This window comes from Actinomadura sp. GC306 (assembly GCF_004348665.1).
In the GTDB taxonomy this organism is placed as follows: Bacteria; Actinomycetota; Actinomycetes; order Streptosporangiales; family Streptosporangiaceae; genus Spirillospora.
This window is the reverse complement of record NZ_SMKM01000510.1, coordinates 1-1,715: the sequence shown is the minus strand read 5'-3', so window position 1 is coordinate 1,715 and position 1,715 is coordinate 1. Positions and strand designations below refer to the sequence as shown.

Genomic DNA, 1,715 nt, shown 5'->3' with positions numbered 1-1,715 from the left:
GACGGGCCCGGCGGGGCCGGATCCCGCCGCCGCGTCAGACGGGGGCGGACGGGGCGATGGAGAGAAGGTGCAGGATCAAGGAGCGCAGCGCCGCGATCGCCGAGCCGGGCCTGCGCGCGTCGCAGAGCACGATCGGCACGTCCGGCTGGAGTTCGAGGGCGGAGCGCACCTCGTCCGGGCTGTAGCGGAACGAGCCGTCGAACTCGTTCACCGCGACGAGGAACCGCAGGCCCCTGTTCTCGAAGAAGTCGACCGCGTCGAAGCAGTCCGCCAGGCGGCGGGTGTCGGCGAGGACGACGGCGCCGAGGGCCCCGGCGGCGAGCTCGTCCCACAGGAACCAGAAGCGCCGCTGCCCGGGGGTGCCGAACAGGTAGAGCACGATCCCGTGCTGCTCGATCGTGATCCTGCCGAAGTCGAGCGCGACGGTGGTCGTGGTCTTGCCCTCGATCCCGCCGAGGTCGTCGACGCCGACGCTCTCGGAGGTGATGAGCTCCTCGGTGCACAGCGGCTCGATCTCGCTGGCCGCACCGACGAACGTCGTCTTCCCGACGCCGAAACCGCCCGCCACCAGGATCTTCACCTGGGTCGGCAGCGGTTCAGACTCGTTGTAGGCCATCGAGCAGTGCCTCCAGCAGGGCTCGGTCGGTGGGGTCGGCCGCGATCCGCGCCTCCTGCACGGTCATCACGCCGCGCTCCACCAGATCGGAGAGAAGGACCTTGGTGACCGCCGTGGGGAGCCGCAGGTGCGCCGCGACCTCGGCGACCGATGTCGGCGTCCGGCACAGCTCCAGCGCCCGGGTGTACTCCACGTCCAGGGCGGGGGAGAGCCGGACGGACACCACCAGCGTCAGCATGTCGAGGTCGACGGTCGGGCGGGTGCGTCCCGCGGTCACCGTGTAGGGGCGCACCAGCCGCCCGGCGTCGTCGTCGAGCCAGACCTCGTCGTCCTCGGGCCGGACCTCGTCTCCGGACGTCATATCGGCCGGTCTCGGTCGGCGGTCGTGGCCGCCGACCGCGCCGCGGTGTGCAGGAACGGCCGGACGGACCTGATGAGCCGGGCCATCTCGAAACCGACGACGGCGGGGTCGGCCTCCGCGCCCGCCAGCACCGCGAGCACGGAATTGTAGCCCGCCCAGGAGATGAACAGCTGGCTGGATCTGAGCTCCGCCACCACCTGCCGCACCTCGTTGCTGTCGTCGAATTTCGTTCCGGTGCTGCGCGCTATGGAGAACAGCCCGGAAGCGAGCGCGGAAAGCTGCTCCGCGCTCGTGCGGTCGAAACCGTGGGCGGCTTTCAGCATGCCGTCCGCGGAGAGCAGCACGCTTCCGCGGATGACCGGAACCTCTTCACCCAGCCCCTGCAACAGCCAAGCAAGATCTTGAGCCTGGTTGGGGGCGACGCCACTCAATGCACGCTCCTTCTCATGTGTCCTGCCTCGTCAGCTGACGCTGTCCGGCTTCTCCGAAGAAATGTCCTCCTCCTGGGCACTGCGCATTCCTCTCTGGAAAGCCGCCATCAGCCCGGAGTTGTGCACGACCTCCCGTTCCTCTTCCTCTTCCTCCTGCGGGGGCGCGGGCGGTTCGGCCAGTTCGGGCACGAGGTGCGTCTGCGCCTGGCGGCGCGGCAGCGGCGGCCGCTCCCCGGCGGCGGGCTCCGGCGGGGCCGGCGCCTCGGCCGGACGCGGGGGCTCCGCGGCCGCCGGCGGTGGTTCGGGG

Annotated in this window: 3 protein-coding genes and 1 pseudogene; all 4 read right to left on the bottom strand. The window is 70.9% G+C overall.

Annotation, left to right across the window (positions count from 1 at the left end):
- Positions 1–34 precede the first annotated feature (34 nt).
- A complete protein-coding gene (locus E1200_RS33140; protein WP_131956599.1) occupies positions 35–616 on the bottom strand; it encodes an ATP/GTP-binding protein in 582 nt (193 codons plus the stop codon).
- A complete protein-coding gene (locus E1200_RS33135) occupies positions 597–977 on the bottom strand; it encodes a DUF742 domain-containing protein (RefSeq protein WP_131956597.1) in 381 nt (126 codons plus the stop codon). Before E1200_RS33135 ends, E1200_RS33140 begins: the two co-directional genes overlap by 20 nt.
- Complete coding sequence (locus E1200_RS33130) at positions 974–1,408, bottom strand: roadblock/LC7 domain-containing protein (protein WP_131956595.1); 435 nt, start codon at positions 1,406–1,408, stop codon at positions 974–976. Before E1200_RS33130 ends, E1200_RS33135 begins: the two co-directional genes overlap by 4 nt.
- Before the next feature lie 30 nt (positions 1,409–1,438).
- Positions 1,439–1,715, bottom strand: a pseudogene (locus tag E1200_RS34245) (hypothetical protein); the annotation flags it as partial.